This is a genomic window from Gemmatimonadota bacterium, assembly GCA_016714015.1.
Lineage (GTDB): Bacteria > Gemmatimonadota > Gemmatimonadetes > Gemmatimonadales > Gemmatimonadaceae > Pseudogemmatithrix.
The window spans coordinates 14751-35773 of sequence record JADJNZ010000004.1; the positions used below are offsets into that span (position 1 = coordinate 14751).

14 protein-coding genes are annotated in these 21023 nt (G+C 71.5%); 5 read left to right on the forward strand and 9 right to left on the reverse strand.

What is annotated here, in order from left to right; translation table 11 throughout:
• Window position 1: 1 nt before the first annotated feature.
• Both IPJ78_07370 and IPJ78_07375 read right to left on the reverse strand, forming a co-directional pair.
• On the reverse strand, window positions 2-1138 hold the full coding sequence (locus IPJ78_07370; GenBank protein MBK7906367.1) for an aminotransferase class I/II-fold pyridoxal phosphate-dependent enzyme: 1137 nt from the start codon (window positions 1136-1138) through the stop codon (window positions 2-4).
• Window positions 1139-1170: 32 nt separating this feature from the next.
• Window positions 1171-2310, reverse strand: a complete 1140-nt coding sequence (locus IPJ78_07375) for a hypothetical protein (GenBank protein ID MBK7906368.1) — start codon at window positions 2308-2310, stop codon at window positions 1171-1173.
• 130 nt (window positions 2311-2440) lie between these two features.
• Between IPJ78_07375 and IPJ78_07380 the strand changes: the two genes are divergently transcribed.
• From IPJ78_07380 to IPJ78_07390, 3 genes are all read left to right on the forward strand, one after another.
• A complete protein-coding gene (locus IPJ78_07380; GenBank protein ID MBK7906369.1) occupies window positions 2441-5662 on the forward strand; it encodes a glycosyl hydrolase in 3222 nt (1073 codons plus the stop codon).
• Window positions 5644-6135, forward strand: coding sequence for a hypothetical protein (locus IPJ78_07385; GenBank protein ID MBK7906370.1), 492 nt, complete (start codon window positions 5644-5646; stop codon window positions 6133-6135). The genes IPJ78_07380 and IPJ78_07385 overlap by 19 nt, the downstream gene beginning before the upstream one ends.
• 416 nt (window positions 6136-6551) lie before the next feature.
• Entirely contained in the window at window positions 6552-7352 is an 801-nt protein-coding gene (locus IPJ78_07390; GenBank protein ID MBK7906371.1) for a hypothetical protein, read from the forward strand.
• 40 nt (window positions 7353-7392) lie between these two features.
• Here IPJ78_07390 and IPJ78_07395 read toward each other — a convergent pair whose 3' ends face one another.
• The 3 genes from IPJ78_07395 to IPJ78_07405 form a co-directional block, all read right to left on the reverse strand.
• The gene (locus tag IPJ78_07395; protein ID MBK7906372.1) at window positions 7393-8103 is read right to left on the reverse strand and encodes a TIM barrel protein; all 711 of its coding nucleotides are present in this window, start codon (window positions 8101-8103) and stop codon (window positions 7393-7395) included.
• A gap of 176 nt (window positions 8104-8279) precedes the next feature.
• A complete protein-coding gene (locus IPJ78_07400; GenBank protein ID MBK7906373.1) occupies window positions 8280-9986 on the reverse strand; it encodes a GMC family oxidoreductase in 1707 nt (568 codons plus the stop codon).
• Entirely contained in the window at window positions 9976-10551 is a 576-nt protein-coding gene (locus IPJ78_07405) for a gluconate 2-dehydrogenase subunit 3 family protein (GenBank protein MBK7906374.1), read from the reverse strand. Before IPJ78_07405 ends, IPJ78_07400 begins: the two co-directional genes overlap by 11 nt.
• A 119-nt stretch (window positions 10552-10670) precedes the next feature.
• Here IPJ78_07405 and IPJ78_07410 point away from each other — a divergent pair, with 119 nt between their 5' ends.
• Window positions 10671-13010: a carbohydrate binding family 9 domain-containing protein gene (locus IPJ78_07410; protein ID MBK7906375.1), complete on the forward strand. Its 2340-nt coding sequence runs from the start codon at window positions 10671-10673 to the stop codon at window positions 13008-13010.
• Between the two features lie 486 nt (window positions 13011-13496).
• Here the strand turns inward: IPJ78_07410 and IPJ78_07415 are convergent, their stop codons facing one another.
• The 4 genes from IPJ78_07415 to IPJ78_07430 form a co-directional block, all read right to left on the reverse strand.
• The gene (locus tag IPJ78_07415; protein MBK7906376.1) at window positions 13497-15227 is read right to left on the reverse strand and encodes a flotillin family protein; all 1731 of its coding nucleotides are present in this window, start codon (window positions 15225-15227) and stop codon (window positions 13497-13499) included.
• Window positions 15214-15774, reverse strand: coding sequence for a hypothetical protein (locus tag IPJ78_07420; GenBank protein ID MBK7906377.1), 561 nt, complete (start codon window positions 15772-15774; stop codon window positions 15214-15216). The genes IPJ78_07415 and IPJ78_07420 overlap by 14 nt, the downstream gene beginning before the upstream one ends.
• A 260-nt stretch (window positions 15775-16034) precedes the next feature.
• Window positions 16035-18293 (reverse strand): type II/IV secretion system protein, encoded by a 2259-nt coding sequence (locus IPJ78_07425; GenBank protein ID MBK7906378.1) that lies wholly within the window; start codon window positions 18291-18293, stop codon window positions 16035-16037.
• Window positions 18294-18326: 33 nt separating this feature from the next.
• Complete coding sequence (locus IPJ78_07430) at window positions 18327-18899, reverse strand: GAF domain-containing protein (GenBank protein MBK7906379.1); 573 nt, start codon at window positions 18897-18899, stop codon at window positions 18327-18329.
• 137 nt (window positions 18900-19036) lie between these two features.
• Between IPJ78_07430 and IPJ78_07435 the strand changes: the two genes are divergently transcribed.
• The gene (locus IPJ78_07435) at window positions 19037-21019 is read left to right on the forward strand and encodes a HAMP domain-containing protein (GenBank protein MBK7906380.1); all 1983 of its coding nucleotides are present in this window, start codon (window positions 19037-19039) and stop codon (window positions 21017-21019) included.
• The last annotated feature ends 4 nt before the right edge of the window (window positions 21020-21023 follow it).

A 21023-nucleotide genomic window follows, 5' to 3' on the forward strand; every position in this document is an offset into this window, starting at 1 on the left:
ATCACCCCAGCAGGCGCTGGAAGACCGCGCTCGCGCGCTGCATCTCGTCGAGCGTGCCGATGGAGATCCGCAGCCAGTTGGTGAGCGGCGGGAAGGGCCGGCCGACGGCGACGCCGTTCGCACGGCAGGCCGCGCGGAACGACGCCGGGTCGCGGCGCAGGTCGATCATCAGGAAGTTCGTGTCGCTCGGGCCCACGGTGTAGCCGGCGCGCTCGAAGAAGCCGCGCGTGAAGGCCTTCGCCTCGCGGTTCTTGCGCTGCTCCTCGGCCACATGCGCGGTGTCCGCCACGCTCGCCATCGCCGCCGCCGCGGCGAGCGCGTTCACGCCGGAGCCGAGCCGGAAGGCCTGGAGGCGCCGCGCGGTGTCGCGATGCGCGATCGCGTACCCGGCGCGGAGCCCCGCCATCCCGTGCACCTTGGAGAAGGTGCGCGACACCACCACGCGCGGGTCGGCGACCGCGAGCGGGATCGCCGTGCGATACCCGGGATGATCGACGTACTCGTGATACGCCTCGTCCACGAGCACCGTCGCGCCCGGCGCCGTGCGGTGCACCTGCGCGATGAAGCCGCGCACCGCCGCATCGTCGTGCACCGTCGCCGTCGGGTTGTTGGGATTGCAGAGGAAGACGAGCCCGGCGCCGGTGCTGCGCGCCGCCATCGCTTCGAGATCGAGCGCGAGGCCCGCGCCCACCGGCACCGACGTGACGGGATGGCCGAGCAGGCGCGCGACGTCCACGGGGAGCTCGAAGCTCGGCGCGGCGGTCACCAGCCCGGCCGTCGGCGAGGTGAAGGCCTGCACGCACTGGCGCAGCGTCTCGCTCGAGCCGCAGCCGAGGACGATGTGCTCGCGCGGGATGCCGTGCGCGCGCGCGATCGCCTGCGCGAGCGCTTCCTCGTGGTCGTCGGGATAGCGATTGGCCTCGCCGAGCATCCCTTGCAGCGCCTCGAGCGCGCGCCGGCTCGGGCCGTTGGGATTCTCGTTGGAGTCGAGGCGGAGCGTGGCGTCCTGCGCGCCGAACGGCGAGCCGCCCACCCAAGGCGCCGCCTCGCGACCGCGGGCGAGGAGCGACGGCGCGGCGAGGAGGCCGGTGCCCCCGAGCCCGAGGGCGGAGACGAACTGGCGACGGGAGACGGACATGGTCGACGCTCGGGGTGTGGGGAGGCGCGGCGTCAGGGGGCCGCGAAGGGGGCTTGCAGCAGCGTGCGCACGGCGGGGACGTAGAACTGCCAGAACGCGACCTGGCTGTTGTAGATGCGCGGATCCACCCGCAGCGCCTTGTGCACGCGCGCGAGCCCGGCGAAGCGGTAGGCGCCCGGATCGAAGTCGGTGTCGGAGAGGTCGCCGGCGAGATAGACGCGGTGCGCGCCGCCGCTCGTGCGCCGCGTGAGGAGCGGGATCCGCTCCGGCACCTGCGCGAGCGCGCGCACCGAGTCCATGCGCGCGGTGCGCGGGAACTCGAGCTCGGCGAGCACCTCGGTGCCCGGCATCGCGTCGAGGATGGGGAACCAATAGAAGTAGCTCGTCCCGCCCGACGCGCGCGGGAGCGCCTTCGCGCCGTCGGCGGTGAGGCGGATCCGCGGCGCGACGCGCAGCGAGATGGGGTCGGGAACGAGGAGGAGCCGGCCGTCGCGATGGACGAGCGCGAGCGTCGGGCCGCGCGGCATGGGGATGTCGCCGTACTGCGCCTTGAACTCGCGCGGCAGCCACCAGGGCACGTCGGTGGTGTCGCGCAGGTCGAGGAAGCTGCGGCCGGTCCATCCCGTCCAGTGGATCCCGAACAGCGACTCGACGATCGCGCGCGCCTCGGGGGTGGTCGGCTCCTCGATGGAGTTGAACTCGAGGAAGGTGTGCCGGCCCCGGGCGGCGTGCGCCTGGATCGCCTCGGCGTCGGCGAGCGAGAGGCCGCCGAAGATCTTCTTCGAGTAGTCCATGTGCGCCTGCTCGTGCTCGATGTCGCGCATGTCGTCCACGTACACGCCGTAGGCGTCGGCGACGAAGATCCAGTCCGTCTGCGCGAGGTCGAGCGAGGAGATGGGGCGCGGATGGTCGCGGTCGGTCGGCTCGTAGCCGGCGTGCGTCCCCGTCGCGGCGAAGTGCGTGCCCTTGTACGGCTGGTACTTCTCGTGGTTGAGCAGCCAGGCCGCGCCGCGATGCTCCCGGCCCGTCTCGAACGGCACCGAGTAGTCCACGAGCTCCACCCGTTGCGCCTTGAACGGGATGTTCTGCCAGACGAGGAACGTGACCCAGAACGGGGACGTCGCGACCGACAGGATGAGCAGGATCAGCGCGATGAGGCGGCGGCGCTTCATGGACGGGGGCGGGAGGGCGAGGCGCCGAGCGGGAGCCGGGCAGGTGCAGAGCGCCCGGAAAGTTGCCACCTTTCCCGGGTGTCGGCCAACCCGCCGACATGATGACCCCCTACTCGCTCCGAGGCTGGACATGTCCCCATCCCGCTCGCGTCGCGCCCGACTGCTCCTCGCCGGCGCCGCCCTGCTCTCCGCCGCGCCGCTCGCGCCCCTCGCGGCGCAGGGACCGCAGGCCGTCGCCCCCGACTCCGCCTTCCTCGCCTCCTTCCGGTGGCGCAACATCGGCCCCGACCGTGGCGGGCGCTCCATCGCCTCCTCGGGCGTGGTGGGCCGGCGGAACGAGGCCTACTTCGGCGCGACCGGCGGCGGGCTCTGGAAGACGATGGACGGCGGCGAGACCTGGTTCCCGGTCACCGACGGACAGATCACCTCCGCCTCGGTCGGCGCGGTCGCGGTCAGCGAGTCCAACCCTGACCTCGTCTTCATCGGCATGGGCGAGTCGGCGATCCGCGGCAACATCATGCCCGGCGACGGCGTCTACAAGTCGAGCGATGCGGGCAAGACCTGGGCGCACGTCGGGTTCCGCGACGTGCACGCGATCTCGAAGATCCGCATCCATCCGACCAATCCCGAGATCGTCTTCGTCGCGGCCTTCGGCAAGTACAGCGCGCCGAGCACCGAGCGCGGCGTCTTCAAGAGCACCGACGGCGGGCGCACCTGGAAGCGGGTGCTCTTCCGTGACGAGCGCTCGGGCGCGGTGGACATCGCGATCGACCGCACCAACCCGAACGTGATGTACGCGGCGCTCTGGGAGGCCTTCCGCAAGGAATACACGATGTCGTCCGGCGGCCCGGGCTCGGGGCTCTACAAGAGCACCGACGGCGGCGAGACCTGGACCGAGATCACGCGTCGGCCGGGCCTGCCCACGGGGCTCATCGGCCGCATCGGCGTCGCGCTCACCGCGGCCAACCCGAATCGCGTCTATGCCCTCGTCGAGAACGAGAAGGGCGGCCTCTTCAAGAGCGATGACGCCGGCGCGACCTGGACGCTGATGAACGACAACCGGTCGATCCGCCAGCGCGCCTTCTATTACACGCACCTCTTCGCCGACCACCAGAACGCCGACGTGGTCTACGCGCAGAACACCTCGCTCTTCCGCTCCGCCGACCAGGGCAAGACGCTCACCAGCGTGGGCAACGGCACGCACGGCGACTTCCATGACCTGTGGATCGACCCCGCGGACCCGGCGCACCTCGTGGTGGCCAACGACGGCGGCGGCGCGGTGACGACCAACACGGGGCGCAACTGGACCGACCAGGACTTCCCGACGGCGCAGTTCTACCATGTGATCACCACGAAGCACATCCCGTTCCATGTGTGCGGCTCGCAGCAGGACAACAGCACCGCCTGCACGCCGTTCAACTGGAACATGGGCGGCTTCCGCTTCGGTGGTGCGCCGGGCGGCGGCGGCCCCGCGCAGCCGGGCCCGGGCTACAACGATCCGACCTCGGGCGGCATGGTCGTCTCGTACGTCGCCGGCGGCGGCGAGCCGGGCTACATCGGCACCGACCCGTTCGATCCGGACCTGTTCTACTCGGGCACCAACAACGGCGGCTACCTCGACAAGTTCAACCGTCGCACCGGCCTCTCGCGCGAGGTGAACCCGTATCCCTGGTTCTACTCGGGCGAGCCGTCGCGCGACATCAAGGAGCGCTGGCAGTGGACCTTCCCGATCGTCTTCTCCAAGGCCGATCCCAAGCGCCTCTACGTGAGCTCGCAGCGCCTCTGGATGACGATGGACGGCGGCGCGACCTGGGCGCAGCTCTCCGGTGACCTCACGCGCCACGCGCCGGAGACGCAGGGTCCCTCGGGCGGCCCGATCACCGGCGACATGAACGGCCCCGAGGTGTACGGCGTGATCTTCTCCGTCGCGCCCGGCAAGCGGAACGTCGATGTCATCTGGACCGGCTCCGACGACGGCCTGGTGCACGTGACGCGTGACAACGGGAAGACCTGGACCAACGTCACGCCGCCCGACATGCCCGAGTTCGGCCGCGTGAGCCAGATCGACGCCTCGGCGTTCGACGACGGCACCGCCTACGTCTCGGTGCGCAAGCCGCTGCTCGACGATTTCCGTCCGTACCTCTGGCGCACGCGCGACTTCGGCCGCACCTGGACGAAGATCGTCACCGGCATCCGCGCCGACGACTACATGCACGCGATCCGCGAGGACCCCACGCGCCGCGGCCTGCTCTACGCCGCGGGGCAGCATGGCGTCTACATCTCGTACGATGACGGCGATCACTGGCAGTCGCTCCGGCTCAACATGCCCGACGTCCCGGTCTCGGACCTCGTCGTCGAGGCGAACGAGCTCGTGATCTCGTCGCATGGGCGCGGCTTCTGGGTGCTCGACAACATCGCGCCGCTCCGGCAGGTGACCGCGCGCGTCGCGGCGGTGCATCTGTACGCGCCGCCCACCGCGATCCGCTCCGGGCTCTCGGTGCCGATCACCTGGTCGTTCGCCTCCGCGCCGCGGCGCGCCTCGCTCGAGGTGCTCGACTCGGCGGGCACGGTCCTGCGCCGCTGGGAGGGTGACACCACGCGCGGTGGGGCGGTCGCCGCACCGCAGGGTGGCCGCCGCCGCGGGGGCGGCGCGAGCACCATCGCCACCAACGTCGGCCTCAACCGGATCGAGTGGGATCTCCGCACCACGCCCATCACCGGCTTCCCGGGGATGATCCTCTGGGGCGCCGGCACCGCCGGCCCGGCGATCCCGCCCGGCAAGTACACCGTGCGCCTCGTCGCCGACGGACAGATCGCGACGACGACGCTCACCGTCCAGCGCAATCCGTTCCTCCCCGAGGTCACCGATGCCGACCTGCATGCGCAGTTCCAGTTCGGGCGCATGGTGCGCCAGCGCGCCGACGACGCGAATCAGCGCGTGATCGAGGTCCGGCGCGTGAAGGCCCAGCTCGAGGAGCGGCAGAAGCGCGCGAACAACGACCGCCGCCTCGCCTCCACCGGCGCGACGCTCGTCACCAACGCCTCGGACGTGGAGGACGACATCTACCAGGTGAAGAACCAGAGCGGGCAGGATCCGCTCAACTTCCCCATCCGCGTGAACAACCGCTTGGCGAACCTGCTCTCGATGGCCGAGCGCGGCGACGGACGCCCCACGACGAACATGCCGGAGATCTTCGGCATCCTCGACGCCGAGCTGAAGGGCTACGAGGTGAAGCTGCAGCAGGTGTGGGCGCGTGACCTCGCGGCGGTGAACAAGGAACTCGCGCGGCTCGGGCTCCCGTTGCTCGATCCCAAGTGCGAGAAGCTCGAGGGGTGCGCGCCGCTCCCGTGAGCAGTACGACCGAACGTCGCGCGGTCCAGGTCGTCGTCCTCACGGCGGCCTGGACCGTCGTGTATTCGCTCTTCGCGTTCCTCCTGCCGGACGGGCTCCCCGGACGCCCCATGCTCATGGACACGGCCTTCCTGCCGTTCCATCCGCTGGCGGCGCGGGCCCTCTGGCTGACCTGTCGGTCCATGCCGGACGGGACGCCCCGATGGCGGGGGTTCCGTGCGCTCATGTGGTCCCAGATCGTCGGCGTCATCAACTCGCTCGCCTGGATCGCGGCGAGCGCGGGACTCCCTGCCGCGAACTCGGCGCTCTATCAGGCGGTCGGGCCTCACCACGACCCCTCTCCATCTACGGCATCGCGCGTCTGGTGCCGCTCCGCCGCGCCGGCGCCGCGGCGGTCCCCTGGCTCGACATCGCCCTGCTCCTGCTCGCCGGCGCGGCCATCGGGTGGTACTTCGTCGGCTGGCCGCTCCTGACCGCGGGGGCGGAGACCACGGTGGCCTTCGCCTGGTTCGCCGCGTCACCGCCGCGGACGCCTTCTCCGCGCTCCTCGCGCTCGCGGCGTGGGCCTACCCGACCGACCGGATCGGTCGCCCCGCTTCGGCGGCCCTCGCGGCCAGCTATGCGATCTCGGCGCTCGGCGACATCGTCATCGAGACGGGCTCCATCGACGGCACCTACGTCAGCGGCCGGCCGTTCGACATCACCTTCGCCGTCAGCCTGCTCCTCGTCTCCCTCGCGGCGTGGCGCGAGATCCGCCAGCGCACGCCGCCGCCTGCCGACGAGCGCGGGATCCTCGTCACGCGGGCCGTCACGCCGCTGGTCGCCTCCGCGGCGGTCCTCGCGCCCATCCTCATCGCCGGCGTGCGGGAGACCGCCCGAGGCGCTCGTCGTGCCGGGCGCCATCGCCATCTCGTTCGTCCTCGTGCTCCAGTGGCGCTATCTGCTCCTCGACCGCGAGATCGAGCGCTCCCTCGTCTCGCGGTTGGGACTCGAGCGGGACCTCGCGCTCGCGCGGCAGTTCGAGTCGCTCGGCCGCTTCGCCGGCGCCATCGCGCACGACTTCAACAACGTCCTCGGGGGTCTGCTGGGCCATGTACAGCTGATGCGCATCGAGGCGCCGCGGGCCGCGGCGGCCGAGGATTCGCTGACGATCATGGAGGACACGATCCAGCGTGGGGTGACCCTCAACCGGCGCCTGCTCGGACTCATGCGCGGGCAGTCGGTCGAGCGCGTCGCGGTCGATGTCGGGGCCCTCGTGCGGTCGATCGTCGATGCGGTGCGGCCGTCGCTCACCGAGGGACGACGGATCGCGGTCTCGCTGCCAGCCGCCGCGATCCACGTCCACCTCCGCCCCGGCGACGGGGACCAGCTCGTCCTGAACCTCGTGGTGAACGCTCGCGATGCCTCCGCCGCTGGCGGCACGATCGCGGTCCGGCTTCGCGGCGAGGCGGGCGAGGCGGTGCTCGAGGTGGAGGACGAGGGCCACGGCATCCCCGAGGCGATCCGCGATCGCATCTTCGAGCCGCTCTTCACCACCCGCGGTGCGCAGCGCGGCACCGGCCTCGGACTCGCCACGGTCCAGGCGGTCGTGTCGGATGCCGGCGGCACGATCGCCCTCTGGAGCGAGGTCGGGCGCGGGACCCGCTTCACCGTCCGGTTGCCGCGCGCCGACGGACCGGCGCACGGCTGATTCGCGGGGCGCGCGCGGTGCGCGCCCCCGCGCCGACCACTCAGGCGGCGAAGATCGCCCGCGCCTCGGCGAGCTTCGCGAGCGGGGCCGTCGTCGGCATGAACTCGTGCGCCACGTAGCCGGTGAAGCCCGTCGCGGCGATCGCGCGCGCGATGCGCCCGTAGTTCAGCTCCTGCGTGTCGTCCAGCTCGTGCCGCCCCGGCACGCCCGCGGTGTGGTAGTGCGAGATGAAGGGCGCGTACGTCTCGATGGTGTGCACGACGTCGCCTTCCATGATCTGCATGTGGTAGACGTCGTAGAGGAGCTTGAAGCGCGGCGAGCCCAGCCCGCGCGCGACCTGCGCCGCCCACTCGGTCCGGTCGGCGTGGTAGTCGCGATGGTCCACCTTGCTGTTGAGCATCTCCATCACGAGCGTCACGCCATGCCGCTCGGCCGCGGGGATGAGGCGCTTGAGCCCCGCGACGCAGTTCGCGATCCCCTCGCCGTCGCTCATCCCCTTCCGGTTGCCGGAGAAGACGATCATCTGCGGGATCCCCGCCTTGGCGACGAGCGGCAGCAGCCGTTCGCCCTCGGCGACGAGCTTGTCGTGCAGGTCGGGACGGTTCCATCCGTCGGCGATGGGACCGGGGCCGTTGGCGATAGCGCACTGGAGACCGTGCGCCTTCGGCACCTCGAACTCGGCCTCGCTCAGCAGGTCGATGCCGTCGAGCCCGATGCGCTTCGCCTCGCGGCAGAGGTCGGCGAGGGGCATGCTCGAGAAGCACCAGCGGGCCACGCTCTGCTTGTACGGCGGGACGAAGGGCGGGAGCACGGCGCTCTCCTCGGTGGCGGGACGTGGGGCACCGAACTTCGAGGCGGCGGCGATCACGCCGGCCCCGGTGAGTCCGGCCTTCAGGCCTTCCTTGATCGCATCGCGACGGGTGGGGCTCACAGTTCGCCTCGCTTGAGACGCTCGACGGTGCGCGACACCGCGCGCGCCGTGATCGCCATGTAAGTGATGCTCGGGTTCTGGCAGGCGGAGCTCGCCATGCAGGCGCCGTCGGTCACGTGGACGTTCGGCACCTCCCAGAGCGCGTTGTCGGCATCGCAGACGGAGACGTCGGCCGAGCGTCCCATGCGGGCGCCGCCCATCTCGTGGATGCAGTGGCCCGGCGGGTTGTTCGAGCGCGTGGGCGTGATGTTGGTCGCGCCGGCCGCGTCGAGCATCTCGGTGGCGGTGCGCACCATGTCCTCCTGCATCCTCCGTTCGTTCTCGCCCCACCGGCAGGTGATGCGCAGGGCGGGGACGCCCCACTTGTCCTGCACCGTCGGGTCGAGCGCGAGGGCGTTCTCCTCGCGCGGGAGCGTCTCGCCCCAGCCGTGGATGCCGATGCCCCACGGATGCAGTTCGCTGAGCACGCGCGCCTTCCACTCGGCGCCATGTCCCGCGCCGTTCCAGCGGCCGCGGCCGCCGGAGCCGCCCTGCATCCCGTAGCCGCGCAGGAAGTCCGGATGCTGCGGACCGGTGCGCGTGTTGCGGAAGCGCGCGACGTACATCCCGTTGGGGCGGTTCCCCTCGCTCTTGTACTGTTCGAAGCCGGGCATCCGCCCGCTCGCGCCCCAGTAGTAGTGGTGGTCCATGATGTACTTGCCGAGCGTGCCGCTGGCGTTGCCCATGCCGGTGGGGTGCGCCGTGCTCTTCGAGTTGAGCAGGATGCGCGTGGACTCGAACGCCGAGGCGCAGAGGTAGATCACGCGCGCCTCGTAGACCGTCTCGGCCATGGTGCGCGCGTCGATCACCCGCACGCCCTTCGCGCGGCCGGTGCGCGGGTCGTGCACCACCTCGGCGACGACGCTCCAGGGCCGCACCGTGAGCCGCCCCGTCCGTTCGGCGGCGGGGAGCGTGGAGCCGTTGCTCGAGAAGTACGAGTGCGTGATGCAGCCGCGCTCGCAGGGCCCGCAGTAGTGACAGGCGGCGCGGCCGTTGTGCGCCTGCGTGAGGATCGCCGCGCGCCCGATGGTCCACACCCGCTGCCCGCCGAACGCCTTGAGCACCTTCTCGCGCGTGTGCGCCTCGGTGACGCTCATGTTCATCGGCGGCAGGAACTCGCCGTCGGGGAGCTGGTCGAGTCCTTCGCGCGCGCCGCTCACGCCGATGAAGCGTTCCACGTGCGAGTACCAGGGGGCGAGGTCGGCGTAGCGGATGGGCCAGTCGTTCCCGTGTCCGTCCTTGAGGTTCGCCTCGAAGTCGAGGTCGCTCCAGCGATAGACCTGCCGTCCCCAGGTGAGCGAGCGGCCGCCCACCTGCCGCCCGCGGAACCAGCGGAAGGGCGCGTCGTCGGGCGTGGTGTAGGGATTCTCGCGGTCGTTCACGAAGAACTTGCCGCTGTACTCGTCGCAGGCGTAGCACTCGCGCTGGATCGGCTGCTCCTTCGCGAGCCGCTCGCGGTCGCCATAGCCGCGGAAGCGGACCTGATGCGGCGCGAGGTGCTCGACGTAGTCGCGCGCGGGATCGATCGGGCCGCCCGCCTCGAGCACGAGCGTGCGCAGTCCCGCCTCGGTGAGCTCCTTCGCCGCCCAGCCGCCGCTGATCCCCGAGCCGACGACGATCGCGTCGTACCGGCGCCCCTGCACCGCGTGGAGGTCAGTGCCCATGGCCCGCCTCCGCGCGCTGCGTGACGGGGACGTCGCCGCGATAGTGCCCGGGCGTCATGTTCACCTTGAGGACCTCGCGCCGCACGCGCTCGCTCGTGAGATAGCCGTGGAGCGCGTGCCCGCGGAGGCGACGGTACGCCCGCCGCGCGGGGTGCTCGGGGTCGATGGGCAGCGCCGCCCAGTCGAGCTCGCCCATGCGCTGGACGGGATCGAGCGCCGGCCAGGTGCGGCCGTAGCCCGCGACCGCATGCGCCTCGAGGGCGGCGAGACCGGCGCGGAACTCGGTGCGCTCGGCCTCGGTCATCCACTCGGCGGTGATGAACTCGATGAAGGCCGGCACGCCGACGTCGAGCGCCCCCGGCGTGTCGGTGCGGGGGAGGATCGCGTCGGCCATCGCCGCGACGAGGGCGCGCTCGTCGGCGCGGAAGAGGGTCGCGGGGCGCTGCGCGGCCTGCGCATGGAGGTCCGCGTCCCAGTCGTCGGGCGCGGCATCGGCGCGGGCCAGCGAGGGCAGGGCGGCGAGGCCGGCGAGCTGGAGCAGCGCGCGGCGGGAGAGGCTCGTCATGCCCAACGTTGCATCCGGAGCGCCGGGGCCGGCAACCCTCGGGGCCGCAACATTATCAAAGGAGGTGCGTAGTCGCCGGGGGGGATGCACATTCCCCCCGAACCCTTGGCCCCCTCGAGATGCTCGCCATCCCGCTGCTGCTCGCGCTCGTCGTCGCTGATCCGCCGGTCCACAATGGTCGCGCGGGCGAGACGAAGGTCAAGCCGCCCCGTGCCGCCGCCGAGATCGTGGTGGACGGCAAGCTCGACGAGGCCGTCTGGAAGCAGGCCGCGCTGCTCACCGGCTTCTCGCAGTTCTCGCCGCAGGACGGCATCGCCGCCGCCGACTCCACGCAGGTCCTCGTCTGGTACTCCGCCACCGCGATCCACTTCGGCGTGCGCGCCTACGAGCCGCACGGCAACGTCCGCGCGACGCTCGCCGAGCGCGACCGCATCGGCACCGACGACCAGGTGCAGTTCCTCATCGGGACGTTCAATGACGGGCGGCAGGCGGTGATGTTCGCGGTGAACCCGCTCGGGATCCAGGCCGACGGGTCACTCGTGGAGCAGGGCCGGTCGGGCGGCAGCTTCATGAGCGGCGGGGCGAGCGCCGCGCGCGAGAGCGCCGACCTCTCGCAGGACTACGTCTTCACCTCGAAGGGCCGCCTCACCGAGTGGGGCTACGAGATCGAGGTGACGATCCCGTTCAAGAGCCTGCGCTTCCAGTCGGTCGCCGAGCAGACATGGGGCTTCAACGTGGTGCGGCGCGTGCAGCACTCCAACTACGAGGACAGCTGGACGCCGGCCACACGCGGCAACGCGAGCTTCCTCGCGCAGTCTGGCACGCTCGCGGGGCTGACCGACCTGCACCGCGGGCTCGTGCTCGACGTGACCCCCGAGCTCACCGACCGCGTGGACGGCGCCCCCGGCGCCTCGGCGTGGGACTACACCACCGGCAAGCCGCAGCTGGGCGCGACGGTGCGGTGGGGCATCACCAACAACCTCACGTTCAACGGCACGTTCAATCCCGACTTCTCGCAGGTCGAGGCGGACGTCAACCAGGTCAACTTCGACCCGCGGCGGCAGGTCTTCTTCCCCGAGCGGCGGCCGTTCTTCATCGACGGCATCGAGCAGTTCCAGACGCCCAACAACCTCGTCTACACGCGGCGGATGGTCCGCCCCGAGGCGGCGGCGAAGGTGGCGGGGAAGATGGGCTCGACCAACGTCGCGTACATGACCGCGCTGGACGACCGCACCACGTCGGCCACCGGCGACAACCCGTTCTTCAACATCCTGCGCGTCTCGCGCGATCTCGGCGCGCAGTCCCGCCTCGGCCTCACCTACACCGACCGGATCGACGGCGACGCGAGCAACCGCGTGGTCAGCCTCGACGGGCGCGCGGTGACCAACCGGATCTACTCGGGCTCGTTCCAGGTGGCCGCCGCGCGCAACGCGGTGAACGGCCTCGTCACCACGGCGCCGCTCTTCCAGGCGAACCTGGCGCGCGACGGCCGCGCCTTCGGCGTGCGCGGGGTCTTCAGCGGCATCGATCCCGATTTCGTGACGCGCTCGGGGTTCATCTCGCGCCCGGGCGAGGTCCACGCCAACGTCGCGCCGCGCTACACCTGGTTCTTCGAGCGGGGCTCGCGCATCGAGACCTTCTCGTACAGCATGCTCTTCGACGGCACCTGGAACTACGACCGGTTCATGCAGCGCGGCGATGCGCGCGACAAGAAGATGCACTTCAACACCAGCACGCAGTTCCGCGGCGGCTGGACGATCGGCGGGTCGCTGCTCGTGGAGACCTTCGGGTACGATCCGACCTTCTACCAGGACCTGTATCGCATCGAGGCGCCGGACGGCCTGGGCGGGCTCGACACGCTGCCGTTCGTCGGCACGCCGCGCCTCCCCAACCACGACTGGGTGGCGAGCTTCACCTCGCCGCGCTTCAAGTACCTCCAGGCGAGCGGCTCGTTCGTGTGGGGCGTGGACGAGAACTTCTTCGAGTGGGCCTCGGCGGACATCCTCTACGCGCAGCTCTCGATCAATGCGCGGCCCTCGGAGCGGATCCGCATCGACGCGACCTACCAGATCCAGGAGTACAAGCGCCGCACCGACCACTCGCTCGTGGGGATCACGCGCAACCCGCGCCTCAAGCTCGAGTACCAGGTCTCGCGGCCCTTCTTCGTGCGCCTCATCGGCGAGTACGTGGCCTCGGCGACCGACGCGCTGCGCGACGACTCGCGCACGAACTTCCCGCTCCTCCAGCGCGACCGGAACGGGGTCTACGTGCGCACGACGGCGGGGCAGGTCAACCGCCTGAGCGGTGACGTGCTGCTCGCGTACACGCCGCAGCCGGGCACGGTGATCTACCTCGGCTACGGCGCGCGCATGCTCGAGCCGGAGCCGTTCCGGTACCAGCACCTCGCGCGCCAGACCGACGCGGTGTTCCTCAAGCTGTCGTACCTGTTCCGGCGGTAGGTCCGGCGCTTCGGCTCGTGGGTCGGTGTGCGGGGCGGCGAGCGGGGTACCCCCTTCGCCGACCCACGCGCGCTTGACGCTGCGAGCCTCGCGCAACGGCGCGCGAGTCTCTTGCTACGCGCGAGGGTCGGCTTCGGGGGCACCCCGCACGCCGCCCTGCCGGGATCGCGGGTCCGCTCGACACCAGCACAGCGCGTCGTGTAGCAAGCCGGCTCCGCGCCACTCGTCTCGCGTCAGAGCGACGGCGGCTCCTGACTGACTCACCCACTGGCGCGCGCCGCTCCTGTCGGGGCGCAGCCTCCCCCCGCATCGCGCACTCCTGGGACTCTGCCAGGTCGGGCGCCGCGAGCCACCGCCGAAGCGAACCCTCGCGCGTAGCAAGAGACTCGCGCGCCGTTGCGCGAGGCTCGCAGCGTAAAGCGCGCGTGGGTTCGCGCAGCGGAGGCTGCGGCGCCCGACCGCGCGCGCGGCAGCCAGAGGAGCGCGTCAGCGCTTCTTGGCAGGAGCCTCCGACTCGAGCGGCGCAGACGCGACGACGGGAGCAGGAGGAGCAGGCGCCTCCGCATCCGAGAGCTTGGCGACGTATCCCGGCAGCTCCACGCCCGCGATGTCGCGCAGGACGTTCATCATGGGCGGCAACGTCCCCGCCATGCTCTGCAGGAAGCCGCTCGCGCCCCCCTTGCCGCCCTGCCCGGAGTCCCACACCACCACCTTGTCGAACTTGATGTTCGAGATCGCCTTGGCCGAGGTCTCGGCGAGCGTGTCCAGGTGCTCGACCATCATGAGCTGGAAGGCCTCCTTCGCCCCGCCCGCCGCGGCGACGAGTTCCTTCATCGCCTCCGCCTTCTTGGACATGATCTCGTACTGGCCGCGCGCCTCGGCCTCCAGCTTGATGTAGATCGCCCGCGCCTCCGCCTCGGCGCCGATCCGCACCTTCTCGGCCTCCGCTTCGGCCTCGACGATCGTCGTCGCCTTCGCCGCCTTCGCGGTGGCCTCGTACTTCGCGCGCTGCTCCGCCTCGACGCGCTCGGCGTCGGCGAGCGCGGCGCGCGCCATCGCGCGGAAGCCCGCCTCCTGCACCGCGCCCTCCGCCTCGCGCTTCTTCGTCTCGGACAGCTGGTAGGCCTCGGCCTCGCGCACCTGGAGCGTCGCGCGCGTGTTCGCGACCAGCGCGAGCGAGGTCGCCTCGCCGTCGATCGCCTTCGCTTCCGCCTCGGCCACGGCCACGCGGCGCGCCCGTTCCGCGTCCTTGATCATCGCGTCGCGCTCGAACGCCGCCTTCTGCTCGCCGACCTGCTGCTCCTTGTCGAGCTCGGCCATGCGCACCGCCTGCAGCCGCTCCGCCTCCTTGATGAGCGTGTCGCGCTGGAGCGCCGCCGTCTGCTCGCCCACCCGCTGCTCCTTCTCCATCTCGGCCAGCCGCACGAGCTTGTCGCGGTCCGCCTCGCGGATGCCGATCTCGCGGAACTTCACCGCGCTCGCCACCTGCACCGACCGCTCGCGCTCCGCCTCCGCCACGCGCACCTCGCCCAGCTTCTCCTGGTCGGCCACGTCGCCGCGCGCCTGCTGCACCGCCATCGCCGCGGCCTTCTTGCCGATCGCCTCGATGTAGCCCGAGTCGTCCTTGAGGTCGGTGATGTTCACGTTGATGAGCACGAGCCCGATCTTCTTGAGCTCCGGCTCCAGCGACGTGAGGATGCGGTGCAGGAAGCTCTCGCGGTCGCGGTTGATCTGCTCGATGTTCATCGACGCGATCACCTGCCGCAGCTGTCCGAAGATGATGTCCTGCGCCTGCCGCTTGATCTGGTCGTGCCCCAGCCCGAGGAGGCGCACCGCCGCGTTCTGCCGCACCTCGGCCTCGGTGCCGATCGCCACCGTGAAGACCGACGGCACCGCCACGCGGATGTTCTCGAGCGAGAGCGCATCCTTGAGCGGGATGTCGATCTGGATCGGCTCCAGCGAGAGGTAGGCGTACTCCTGGATCACCGGCCAGACGAACGCGCCGCCGCCGGAGATGCACTTGGCCGCGCCATCGCCGCCCACGCGGCCGGAGATCACGAGCACCTTGTTCGCCGGGCAGCGCCGGTAGCGCGAGACGAACAGCACCGTGATGCCGCCCACGACCAACGCCCCGAGGATCGGCCCGACCACGCCGAGCAGGTTGAGGTCGTTCAGGATGCTGGCGTCGATCTGGAAGAAGGCGCTACCGGGGGTCATGGGACTCCTCGAGGAGGGAGAGGCGACGGGCGACGACGAGCGTGTCGGGCGACTGCACATCGATCACGTGGACGGAGGTCCCCGAGGGGATCTCCGCCTCCGCGGTCACGGCGGTGAACTCCTGGAACCGGTCATGGGCGATGAGATGCACCTTCCCCTCGCCGGAGCGTTCGCCCGGGATGCCGAGCGCGACGGTGGCCTGCAGGCCGATCGCGGATTCGAGCTTGAAGCTGCGGTCCTGCTCGAGGCGGTGCAGCGAGCGGATGGTCGCGGCGACGCTCACCGCGGCGGCGATCGCGGCGACGAGCGCGACGGGGAACGCGAGCCAGCCGCCCAGGCCGAACTGCATGAGCCCGAGGCCGACCACGCCGAAGGCGGCGGCGGCGGCGCTGAGCGCGCGGACGGTGAAGAGGTCGAGTCCGTCGGAGCCATCGCCGTCCCCGTCATCGAGGAGGCCGTCGCCGTCGATGCCGGTGAGCCCCAGCACGAGCTGGAGCAGCAGCACGAGCGCGCCGAGCACGAGGAACGTCAGGTAGAAACTGGCCATCGGTCCGTGGGGAGGGTCGGACAAATCTCATGTCCGGTACCGCTCCGCACAATCGGCCGCCCCCTGACCGGCCGGCCGGGTGGTCTTGCGGGCCGGAACGACGGTCACCACGGAGGACACAGAGGGCACAGAGAACGGCGGATAACTTCACGGCAAGGGGGCGTGACAGCCGGATCTCCCCGTCACGCCCCCCTCAGAAGGCGGTTCTCCGCCCCTCTCTGTGCCCTCTGTGTCCTCTGTGGTGAACGCGGTTCGCGGTGTCAGATCGCGAGCCGCAGCGACGGTGACGACGCCTCCAGCGCCCCGCGGACCGCGGTGGCCAGCGTCTCGACCCCTTCGTGCGCCTGGATCACCGAGGCGCAGCCGCAGTCGATCGCCCAGTCGTGCACCGCGGCGTCGGTCTGGACCGTGAAGGCGATGACCGGCGGGCCCGACTCGAGCATGAGCGCCTGCGCGAGCGCGTGCCCGTCGAGCCGCGGCAGCACCAGCTCCGTCACCACGAGGTCCGGCCGCAGGCGTCGCGCGTAGAGCAGCCCCGCGTCGCCGTCCGCCACCTCGATCACCGCGCAGCCGACCTCCTCCAGCGCGGCACGCACCGCGCGGCGCTCGTCGCGCGAGTCGAGGGCCACGAGCACCCGCGGCGCATCGCCCGGGAGCAGGCGCGTGGGACGGGCCTGGATGGTGATCTGGTTCGGACGCGCCGGCGCGATCACCACCGTCGTCCCCGACGGCGGCTCGGGCGCGGCCGCCGGCGCAGCGCTCCCCTCCGGCATCGGTCGGCCGAGCATCCGCGCGACCACCGCGTCCACGTCGTTCTGCTCGGCGGGGATCTCCACCATCGGCGCCGGCACGTTGTCGAGCACCTCGCCCAGCGACGTGAGCCCCTCGAGCACGCGCCGCATCCCGGCCTCGAACATCGAGATCATGCCCGCGCGCTTCGACATCTCGACGAGTTCCACGCGGCCCGCGCGCCGCGCGATCGCCGTGCGCAGCTCGTCGTTCACGAGCAGCACCTCGGTCACCACCATCCGGCCGCGGTATCCCGTGCCACGGCACGCCTCGCAGCCCACCGCGCGGCGCAGCTTGTCCCCGCGCTTGCCCATCAGCAGCATCTGCTGGTTGGCCGGGAGGTCGGCGAGCGCGACCGGCTGGCAGCAGGCCTCGCAGAGGCGCCGCACCAGGCGTTGCGCGATCACGCCCTTGAGCGCGCCCGCGAGGGCGCCCATCTCCACGCCGATGTCGGCGAGGCGCTCGATCGCCGACGGCGCGTCGATCGTGTGCAGCGTCGAGAGCACGAGGTGGCCGGTGAGGCCGGCCTTCACCGCGATCGCCGCGGTCTCGGCGTCGCGGATCTCGCCGACGAGGATGATGTCCGGGTCCTGGCGCACGATCGACCGCAGCGCCGCGGCGAAGCCAAGGCCCGCCTTCTCGTTCACCTGGACCTGGTTGATCCCCTCGAGGTGGTACTCGATCGGGTCCTCGACCGTGACGATGTTCGTCTCGGCCGACCGGTTGTGCTCGATCGCGGCGTAGAGCGTCGTCGTCTTGCCCGAGCCCGTGGGACCGGTGACGAGCACCATCCCCTCGTTCTGCTTGAGGAGCTGCTCCACCCGGTGGGCTTCGCCGGGGAGGAAGCCGAGCTGGCCGAGCCCGTGCGTCGCGTTGTGCGCGTCGAGCAGGCGCACCACCGCCTTCTCGGCGCGGTCGCCGAGCGGCAGCGTCGAGATGCGGAGGTCCACCACGCGCCCGTCGAACTTCGTCGAGGCGCGGCCGTCCTGCGGGCGCCGCCGGTCGGCGATGTCGAGGCCGCCGAGGATCTTCAGGCGGCTCATGAGGAGCGGCGAGACGTCGGGCCCCACGCGCGTGACGTCGTGCAGCACGCCGTCCACGCGGAAGCGGACGAGCAGGTCGTCGTCCTTCGGCTCGAAGTGGATGTCGCTCGCCCGCTGGTCGAGCGCGTCGGCGATGAGACGGTCGAGCGAGTCCACCACCGCGCCACGCGACGGGATCGACCGCGGTCCGATCGGGCCCTCGCGGATCATCCACTCGAGGCGCTGCACCGTGACGGCGGTCGAGGCGCGGCCGCCGTAGACGCGCTCGTGCGCGGCGCGGATCGCGCCCGGGGGCGCGACGGTGATCCGGATCTGCCGGGCCGACGCGAACGAGAGGTCGCGCTCCAGATGCGGCGCGAGCGGGTTCGCCGTCGCGACCTCGAGGACCGGGCCCTCCTCGCGGACCGGCACGACGGCGTAGCGGACGGCCAGGCTCTGCTTGAGCAGGGCGGCCGTCGTCTTGGAGACCTTCGACAGGTCGGCACGGTTGCACCCGGCGATCGCCGAGGCCGTCTCGAGCAGCTCCTCCGTGGTCGCGCCGGCGGTCTCGAGCGCTTCCCACGCCGTCGGCGCGGCGCGCAGGCGGTCGACCGACGCGTGCCCCTGCTGGCGCATCGCATCGAGCAACCAGCGGTCGAGCCACGGGGTGCGTGCTTCGCGTGACTGCGGGGCGTCTGAGTCGGCCATCGGGTCAGCTCCGGGTGTGCACCAGCGGGTGGGTCAGGCCGCGACCTTCGCGCTCGCCTTCATCGTGAATCCGACGACGGTGGCGATCGCCTGCAGGTAGTCGAGGTCCTGCTGCGTCCACTGCTTCTGCTCGGCGCAATGCTCGCAGCAGAGCACCGCGACCGGCTGCCCCTTGTCGAGCACGACGAAGTCGAGGAGCGAGCGGATGTCGAGCGGGGTGAAGTAGACCTCGTCGAAGCACGAGGTCGCGGGGTGCGTGATGGCGTCCGGCGCCACGATGCGCAGGTCGCTCGTGATCGCCTCGAAGTACTCGGGGAACGCCTCCTCGGTCAGCGTCACGCCGGACGAGAACGACCCGTCGCGGGTGTCGTGAAGGCAGACGCTCGTGATCGACGACCGCAGGCCGGTCGTGTCCATCCGCCAGACGCTGGCCCGCGTCGCGCCGACGTGCGTGGTGATGTCCTTGCAGATCGCCTCGTAGACGGAGGCGAGGGGGGCGGAGCCGGCCTTGAAGGCGGAGAAGGCGGCGCGGGCGAGTTCCATATGGAAGGGCGTGGGGACGAAGGGTGTGGTCGAGGCCGCCCCGGGCGAGGCGTCTCTGCTCACTGCTCAGTATCGACTGGCACGAATCGGACTTGATGTGGCACGGGGGGGTGCCATTGGCCCCTTACCGGGGGGTCAGGGATTCTCCCCTCCGTCCGATACTCACGGTACGAGTCCGAAGTCCGTCCGCCCTCCTCCTCATGATTCCCGTGACCTTCCGCCAGCGCATCCATCTCCTGACGGCCCTCGGCCTCGGCGCCTCGGTCCTCATCGGCGCCGCGAGCTTCTTCTCGCTCAACCACGCCGTCGAAGCGACGGAACGCCTCAATGCCCTCGCGCAGGTCCAGCGCGCGACCATGCGCGCGGACATGATGCACGACGCCATCCGCGCGGACATCCTCGCGGCGTTGCGGGCGAGCGGGCCCGACGCCTCGATCGCCCTCGAGGCCGCGCGGCAGGATGTCGCCGCGCACGCCGAGACGTTCGACGCCTCGCTCGCGGAGGTCGCCAGCCTCACCGACCACCCGGGGATCCGGTCCGGCCTCACCAACGTCGGACCGCGCGTGCGGAAGTACACGACAGCCGGCCGCGAGATCGCGGCCAAGGCCGGCGGCACGACGAACGCCGAGGCGGAGGCGCTCGTGGCGGGGTTCATGATCGACTACTCCGCGCTCGAGAACGAACTCGAGGCGTTCGGCGACGTCATCGCCGAGGTGGCGAACGGCGTGCAGGCCGCGGCCGAGTCCAGCGAGCGTCTCGCCTACTACCAGGTCGCCGCGCTGCTGCTCCTCGCGCTCGGCGGCATCGGCTTCACGGCCAACCGCACGCTCGAGCGGATGCGCATCCCGTTGCAGGAGCTCACCACGACCGCGCACACGGTCGCGGCCGGCGACATCAGTGCGACCCTCTCGTCCGAACCCCGCGGGGACGAACTCGGCGAGGCGATGATCGCCTTCGCCGCCGTCACCGACCACCTGCGCCACGTGGTCACCGACGTCACGCACCTCATGCGCTCGGCGCAGCAGGGGCGCTACGACGTCCGCATCCCCGAGGGCACCTATCCGGGCGCCTTCGGCGAGCTCGCCCACGCGATGAACCAGACGGTCGCCGCCCTCGACCAGGGCCAGCGCGCCGCGCAGGACCACGAGGAGGCCGTCGCCTTCCTCACCGAGTCGGCGCAGGCCCTCGAGGCCGTCGCCCGGCGCGACCTCACCGTGCGCATCACCGGCACCTACGAGAGCGAGTACCAGCGCGTACAGGTGGCGTTCAACGACGCGGTCGCGCAGCTGCACGCCGCCATCACCGACGTCGCGAACAACGCGGTCGAGGTGCGCTCCGGCGCGGCGCAGATCGCCTCGGGCAGCCTCGACCTCGCGTCGTCCGCCTCCGACCAGACGGCCACCATCGACGGCGCCGCCCGCGGCCTCAGCGAGGCCGCGCGCACCGCGCAGCTCTCGGCCACCGAAGCCAAGGAGGCCGCCGCACTCGCCGACCTCGCCCGCGACCAGGCCGTCGCCGGAGCCAACGAGGCCGAGGCGCTCCGACTCGCCGTCGCCGAGATCGAACAGGGGACGCGCGAGACCGCCGCGATCGTGAAGACGATCGACGCGATCGCGTTCCAGACCAACCTCCTCGCGCTCAACGCGGCCGTCGAAGCGGCGCGTGCCGGCGAGGCTGGCCGCGGCTTCGCCGTCGTCGCCGAGGAGGTGCGGGCGCTCGCGAGCCGCTCCGCCGAGGCGGCCAAGGGCACCTCGGCGCTCATCGAACAGGCCGCCGACCGCTCCAAGCGCGGCGCCGTGGCGGCTGCCGCCGTGACCCGTCGCCTGGAGGAGATCCGCGAGCGTGTGGTCGAGACCAGCGAGCGCTTCACGCGCATCGCCGAGGCGAGCGAGACGCAGAAGCACGAGATGCAGGGCGTCAGCGAGGGCATCACCCACGCGAGCGACATCACGCGCCGCACCGCCGCGACGAGCGAGGAGTGGAGCAGCACCGCGCAGGAGCTCGAGTCCCAGTCGCGGGCGATGGAGGAGCTCTGCGCCTCGTTCCACCTGCAGGGACAACAGGGCGGGCATGAGCGGCCGGCGTCGCGCGCCGACGCGCCCGGTGCCGCGTCGGGCGCGAGCGGCAAGTCGTCGTGGCGCGCGCGCCGCGCACGTGCCGGTGCACACGCGTCGCAGGGGTGATGCG